Below are 6,302 nucleotides of genomic sequence, written 5' to 3'. Positions count from 1 at the left end.
TCGGTAATCGGAGCGCAGCTGCGAAAGGCCCCCGTGCCCCTGCACGGGGGCCTTCGCCGTACCCGTACCCGTACCCGTCCCGTGCCCGTACGCGCACCCGTACGCACGACGAAGGCCCCGCACCGTGGACGGTGCGGGGCCTTCTGACGTGTGCGCTGCTGCTGCTCAGCCCTGCCAGCTGTGCGGGGCCTGGAAGCCCCGGCTGCGCTCCAGCCGGCGCCAGCCGGCGGTGGAACGGCGGGTCGGGGCGGCCTCCTCGGGGGTGGCGGCGGCGCGGGCGAGCAGGATCGCAGTGATCGCGGCCAGCTCCTCGGGCGCGGCGTTGCCCTTCTCGACCTTCAGCAGGGTGTCGGTGGCGGTGCTCATCGTCGGCAGGTCTCCTCAGCTCGTTTACTGCGGCGGGTTGCCGTGCTTGCGAGACGGCAGATCGGCGTGCTTGGTGCGGAGCATCGCGAGGGCGCTGACGAGCACTCCGCGGGTCTCGGCCGGGTCGATGACGTCGTCGACGAGACCGCGCTCGGCCGCGTAGTACGGGTGCATCAGCTCGGCCTTGTACTCCTTGACCATCCGGGCGCGCATGGCCTCGGGGTCCTCGGCGTCCGCGATCTGCTTACGGAAGATCACATTGGCCGCGCCCTCCGCGCCCATGACGGCGATCTCGTTGGTGGGCCAGGCGTAGGTGAGGTCGGCACCGATGGACTGGGAGTCCATGACGATGTACGCCCCGCCGTAGGCCTTGCGCAGGATCAGGGAGATCCGCGGGACCGTGGCGTTGCAGTACGCGTACAGCAGCTTGGCGCCGTGGCGGATGATGCCGCCGTGCTCCTGGTCGACGCCCGGCAGGAAGCCGGGGACGTCCAGCAGCGTGATGATCGGGATGTTGAAGGCGTCGCACATCTGGACGAAGCGCGCGGCCTTCTCGGAGGCGTGGATGTCCAGGACACCGGCGAGGTGGCCGGGCTGGTTGGCGATGATGCCGACGACCTGGCCGTCCATCCGCGCCATGGCACAGATGATGTTGCGCGCCCAGCGCTCGTGGATCTCCAGGACGTCGCCGTCGTCGACGAGCTCCTCGATGACCTTGAGCATGTCGTACGGGCGGTTGCCGTCGGCGGGGACCAGGTCCAGGAGGACGTCCGAACGCCGGTCGACCGGGTCGGTGTTCTCGTGGACCGGCGGGTTCTCGCGGTTGTTCGAGGGGAGCATCGTGATGAGGTAGCGGACCTCGGCGATGCAGGTCTCCTCGTCGTCGTACGCGAAGTGCGCGACGCCCGAGGTCTCGGCGTGCACGTCGGCGCCGCCGAGGCCGTTCTGGCTGATCTCCTCACCGGTGACGGCGCGGACGACGTCGGGGCCGGTGATGAACATCTGCGAGGTGTCCCGGACCATGAACACGAAGTCCGTCAGGGCCGGGGAGTAGGCCGCGCCGCCGGCGCAGGGGCCCAGCATGACCGAGATCTGCGGGATGACGCCCGAGGCCTTGGTGTTGCGCTGGAAGATGCCGCCGTAGCCGGCGAGGGCGGAGACGCCCTCCTGGATGCGGGCGCCGGCGCCGTCGTTGAGGGAGACCAGCGGGGCACCGGCCGCGATGGCCATGTCCATGATCTTGTGGATCTTGGTGGCGTGGGCCTCGCCCAGGGCGCCGCCGAAGATGCGGAAGTCGTGCGCGTAGACGAAGACCGTGCGGCCCTCGACCGTGCCCCAGCCGGTGATGACACCGTCGGTGTAGGGCTTCTTGGCCTCCAGGCCGAAGCCGGTCGCCCGGTGCCGGCGGAGCTGCTCGACCTCCCGGAAGGACCCTTCGTCGAGCAGGAGCGCGATGCGCTCACGGGCGGTCAGCTTGCCCTTGGCGTGCTGCGCCTCGGTCGCGCGGTCGCTGGGGCCGCGCCGGGCCTCCTCGCGGAGGGAGTGCAGCTCGGCCACGCGCCTGCGGGCGTCCGTCGGCTCGCTCGGAGTCTGGTCCACAACGGTCATGTACCGACCTTACGAAGCCGGGCCCGCAAAACCCTCCGTTGATTCCACACAGTCTCGGACCCGTTCGGCTGTGCGGGCCGGACAGAACCTCCGATGCATGCATGGACTCCCCCAGCGGGGGCGGTCGGCCTTTGTGGGTGTCCTACAAAACCACCCACCGAACGGGTGATGTAGTTGAAATTTGAACGGAACGGCTCTAGCGTTGCTCTTGTTGAACTTTGAACCAAACCGCAGGACTCCCAGGAGGACGTCATGGCTCTCTTCTCCCGCCGCAGCCGCACCGCCACCCCCGCCGCCCCCACCCAGCAGGGCGCGGTCGCCACGCTCGCCGTCGACCCGGCGCTCGCCGCGCTCACCGGCGACTACGTCATCGACGCCGGCCACAGCAGCATCGGCTTCACCGTGCGCCACGCGATGGTGACCAACGTCCGCGGCAGCTTCGCCGAGCACGAGGGCACGCTGCACCTGGACGGCGGCGACCCGTCGCGCTCCACCGCCTCGATCGACGTCAAGATCGCCTCGGTGAGCACCGGCATCGCCGACCGCGACGCCCACCTGCGCAGCGGCGACTTCTTCGACGCCGAGGCCTACCCGCTGATGACCTTCCGCTCCACCTCGGCGGCCCACGTCGGCGGTGACACGTACCGCGTCAGCGGCGACCTGACCATCAAGGACGTCACCCGCCCGCTCTCCATCGACCTGGAGTTCGCCGGCTCCGCCACCGACGTGTACGGCAACGAGCGCGTCGGCTTCGAGGGCTCGGCGGAGATCCTGCGCTCCGACTGGGGCCTGACCTGGAACGCCGCGCTGGAGGCCGGCGGCGTGATGGTCAGCGACAAGGTGAAGCTGACCTTCGACATCTCGGCGATCAAGCAGGCCTGACCGGCGCCCCCGGGGGGCGGCTACCAGCCGCCCCCGCCGTCGAATCCCCCGCCGCCCCCGTCGAAGCCGCCACCGCCGCCGAAGTCCCCGCCGCCGAAGTCGGACGGATCGAAGTCGGCTCCGGAGACGTCTCCCCCCTCGAACCCACCTCCGCCGAAGCCGCCGCCGAAGTCGGAGGCGTAGGCCGGGCCGGACATCATCGACCCCAGCATCGTGCCGACCAGCAGGCCGGGCAGCATGCCGCCGCCGAAGTAGCCGCCCGCCCAGGGCCCGTACGCCGGGCCGGCGTCGTAGTAGGGGCGCGGCCCGTGCTCGGTGTCCACGGTGCGTACCGCCGGGTCCAGGCCGTCCCGCAGCCGGACGGCGTCCGCCGTGCAGACCGGCACCGTGCGCGCCGCCCCGCCGGGCGGGGCCCACTGCGCGTCCTCGGTGCTCGGACCGTGACGCGGGTCGAAGAAGCAGGGCGCCCGCCGCTCGGGCACGGGTTCGCCCCGCCGCCGCGCGTCGAGGCACGCGAGGGCGTACCGCCCGTCCTCCAGCGCCTGGGTCACGCCCTGGACCTCCTCGGGGCGCTGCACCGAGGCCATGATCTGCTTGGCCCGCTCGTAGGAGTCGAGCCCCCGCTCGTAGTCCTTGCGCATGGCGTCGTCCGCGCCGGGCTCGCCGGGGTGGAAGTCGAGCCGTTCGAGCTCCTCGCCGAAGGCGGTGATGTCCTCGTCCACGACCACGCTCAGCCGTGCGACGGCCTCCCGCCGGGCCTCTTCCTTCCTCCTCCGGTTCCGCTTGACCAGCAGGTACCCGCCTCCGCCGGCGACCACGGCCACCGCGCCGAGGGCGATCAGGGTCCCGGCGGAGGACCCGCCGCCGGTACCGCCGCCCCAGGAGGCCGGGGCGTGGCCCTTCATCTGCGGGAGGGCCTGGTCGACGAAGTTGTTCAGCTCGGTGGCGGCGTCCACCGCCCCGCCCGCCTTCACCGCGTCGGTGAGGTTGCGGACGGCGTTGACCGGCATCACGGCCCGGTCGGCCCCGGCGTTGAAGCCGTCGCCGAGCCGGATGGCGTAGAGCCCGGTGATACCCGTCTCGGTGCGGACGGTGCGCAGCACGCTGTCGGCCGGGAAGGCGGGGGTGGCGGGCAGCACGGCGACGAACAGCGGCTTTCCGGCCGCCTTGATCTTCGCGGCCAGCGCGTCCGCCTGGGCCTGCGACAGCTGCGCGGCGGCCCCGGGGTCCACGTAGACCGGCCCCTTCTTCAGCGCCTCCGCCACGGCGGCGGGCCCGCCCTCGGCCGCGACCGCCTGCGGGGCGCCGCCGAGCACTCCGGTGGACAGGGCCAGCAGCAGACCGGACAGCACCGACCCCACACGTACGGATATCAGCCTGGTCCTCATACCGACGACGCTACCCGAACCGACCCTTTCCCGTGTGAGCCGGACATAAGCCTCCGGCTCCCCGGACCTACTCGGCCGGTTCGACGCCCGCGTGGAGGAGGCCGTAGGTGTAGGCGTCCTCCAGGGCCTGCCAGGAGGCGGCGATGACGTTCGGGGCGACGCCGACGGTGTTCCATTCGCGGGTGCCGTCCGTCGTGGAGATCAGGACGCGGGTCGTGGACTCCGTGCCGTGCTTGCCCTCCAGGATGCGGACCTTGTAGTCGATCAGCTCGAACTTGGCCAGCTGGGGGTAGAAGCGCTCCAGCGCGACGCGCAGGGCCCGGTCCAGGGCGTTGACCGGGCCGTTGCCCTCGGCCGTGGCGACGATGCGCTCGCCCTTGGCCCACAGTTTGACCGTGGCCTCGTTGGCGTGGGTGCCGTCCGGGCGGTCCTCGACGATCGCGCGCCAGGACTCCGTACGGAAGTACTTGCGGGCCCGGCCCTCCGCCTCGGCGCGCAGCAGCAGCTCGAAGGAGGCGTCGGCGGCCTCGTAGGTGTAGCCCGCCAGCTCGCGTTCCTTGACCCGTTCGACCACACGGGCGATCAGGGCGCGGTCCCCGCCGAGGTCGACGCCGAGCTCCTTGCCCTTGAGCTCGATGGAGGCGCGGCCGGCCATGTCGGAGACCAGCATGCGCATGGTGTTGCCGACCCGCTCGGGGTCGATGTGCTGGTACAGGTCCGGGTCGACCTTGATGGCCGAGGCGTGCAGGCCCGCCTTGTGCGCGAAGGCGGAGACGCCGACGTACGGCTGGTGGGTGGAGGGGGTGAGGTTGACGACCTCGGCGATGGCGTGCGAGATGCGGGTCATCTCGGCGAGGGCGCCCTCGGGGAGGACCTTGCGGCCGTACTTGATCTCCAGGGCGGCGACGACGGGGAAGAGGTTGGCGTTGCCGACGCGCTCGCCGTAGCCGTTCGCGGTGCACTGGACGTGCGTGGCGCCCGCGTCGACGGCGGCGAGGGTGTTGGCGACGGCGCAGCCGGTGTCGTCCTGGGCGTGGATGCCCAGGCGGGCGCCGGTGTCGGCGAGGACGGTGGAGACGACCGCGGTGATCTGGGCGGGCAGCATGCCGCCGTTGGTGTCGCAGAGGATCACCACGTCGGCGCCGGCCTCGTGGGCGGTGCGCACGACGGACTTGGCGTATTCGGCGTTCGCGCGGTAGCCGTCGAAGAAGTGCTCGCAGTCGACGAAGACGCGGCGGCCCTGGGAGACGAGGTGGGAGACGGTGTCGCGGACCATCTCCAGGTTCTCGTCCAGGGTGGTGCGCAGGGCGAGCTCGACGTGCCGGTCGTGGGACTTGGCGACAAGGGTGATGACCGGCGCGCCGGACTCCAGGAGGGCGCGGACCTGCGGGTCCTCGGCCGCGGAGCCGCCGGCCCGGCGGGTGGCGCCGAAGGCGACCAGCTGGGCGTTCTTGAAGTCGATCTCGGCCCGGGCGCGGGCGAAGAACTCGGTGTCGCGGGGGTTGGCGCCGGGCCAGCCGCCCTCGATGAAGCCCACTCCGAACTCGTCCAGGTGCCGGGCGATGGCCAGCTTGTCCGCGACCGTGAGGTTGATGCCCTCACGCTGGGCGCCGTCGCGCAGGGTGGTGTCGAAGACGTGGAAGGCGTCGTCGAGTGCCTCTGCCGGCGCAGTCGCCTCTGTCGTCGTCATGCTGATCTGACTCCTGTCGGATGAGTGGTTCCGGAGACCGGGGATCCACTGCCCCCATCATCGCGCGCTGCCCGTTTCCGGCATGATTTCGGGCCGGGAAACGAAAAAACCTCTCGCGGGTGCGAGAGGTCTGCGCGCGGGTCTGGGGCACGGTGGCCGCTGCCGCGGAGGTTTGCCACGGTTCAGCGGTCACAGAGGACCGGCGCGCTGCTGTCCATAATCATGAGCCGAGCAGACACGCTCGCAGTGTGTCACACGCTCCGGCGTCCCTGGACGCCGGTCTCAGCATGCGGGCACCCGCCGTCCGGCAGACGGCCGCGGCCGGGTATTCCCTAGGCCGTCTCTTTCGGATCTTGCCGGTCAAGCCC

General features: G+C 71.3%; 5 protein-coding genes. 1 reads left to right on the top strand and 4 read right to left on the bottom strand.

The window, feature by feature from the left end:
* Window positions 1-165: 165 nt before the first annotated feature.
* Together VR44_RS34075 and VR44_RS34070 are read right to left on the bottom strand one after the other, a co-directional pair.
* Window positions 166-366, bottom strand: a complete 201-nt coding sequence (locus VR44_RS34075; RefSeq protein ID WP_045951512.1) for an acyl-CoA carboxylase subunit epsilon — start codon at window positions 364-366, stop codon at window positions 166-168.
* 24 nt (window positions 367-390) lie between these two features.
* Window positions 391-1,974 carry an acyl-CoA carboxylase subunit beta gene (locus VR44_RS34070; RefSeq protein WP_045951511.1) on the bottom strand — a complete coding sequence of 528 codons (1,584 nt, stop codon included), beginning with the start codon at window positions 1,972-1,974 and terminating at the stop codon, window positions 391-393.
* Window positions 1,975-2,226: 252 nt separating this feature from the next.
* Here VR44_RS34070 and VR44_RS34065 point away from each other — a divergent pair, with 252 nt between their 5' ends.
* Window positions 2,227-2,856 carry a YceI family protein gene (locus VR44_RS34065; protein WP_045951510.1) on the top strand — a complete coding sequence of 210 codons (630 nt, stop codon included), beginning with the start codon at window positions 2,227-2,229 and terminating at the stop codon, window positions 2,854-2,856.
* Window positions 2,857-2,876: 20 nt separating this feature from the next.
* Here VR44_RS34065 and VR44_RS34060 read toward each other — a convergent pair whose 3' ends face one another.
* On the bottom strand, window positions 2,877-4,244 hold the full coding sequence (locus tag VR44_RS34060; protein WP_045951509.1) for a hypothetical protein: 1,368 nt from the start codon (window positions 4,242-4,244) through the stop codon (window positions 2,877-2,879).
* 67 nt (window positions 4,245-4,311) lie between these two features.
* The gene (gene cimA, locus VR44_RS34055; RefSeq protein WP_045951508.1) at window positions 4,312-5,934 is read right to left on the bottom strand and encodes a citramalate synthase; all 1,623 of its coding nucleotides are present in this window, start codon (window positions 5,932-5,934) and stop codon (window positions 4,312-4,314) included.
* Between the last annotated feature and the right edge of the window lie 368 nt (window positions 5,935-6,302).

Origin of the sequence: Streptomyces katrae, assembly GCF_000966975.1 — a bacterium.
Lineage (GTDB): Bacteria > Actinomycetota > Actinomycetes > Streptomycetales > Streptomycetaceae > Streptomyces > Streptomyces katrae.
This window is presented reverse-complemented; position numbering and strand designations above follow the sequence as displayed.